Annotated in this window: 1 protein-coding gene; it reads left to right on the forward strand. The window is 55.4% G+C overall.

Going from position 1 to position 276, the window contains the following annotated elements; translation table 11 throughout:
- Window positions 1-78 precede the first annotated feature (78 nt).
- Window positions 79-276, forward strand: a 198-nt coding sequence (locus tag SB764_RS39915) for a hypothetical protein (RefSeq protein ID WP_410866736.1), incomplete at its 3' end; no start/stop codon positions are given.

Here is a 276-nt window from a genome sequence, read left to right on the forward strand (position 1 = left end):
CCCTCAGGTTGTTGATCTCTGTCATTTACTTTCAGGACCGGTAGGCCATGAAGGATATGGAAGGAGGTGAATCGATTGATGGAAATCGCTGTGTGGTTGCCCACCGGCAACATGGTGCTTTCGCTCGAACTTTCATGGCAGGCTACGGCCTTGGGGGTAGTCGTGACTGGGCAAAAAAGAAGTGTGGACAATGTCCACACTTTCGGCCCCGGACTGGCCCGTACACCCGCCGGATTGGCCCGGATTCCGCATGTTTCCGCGACTTCCCAGCAATGG

This window comes from Paraburkholderia sp. SIMBA_027 (genome assembly GCF_046535315.1).
Classification (GTDB): domain Bacteria; phylum Pseudomonadota; class Gammaproteobacteria; order Burkholderiales; family Burkholderiaceae; genus Paraburkholderia; species Paraburkholderia tropica.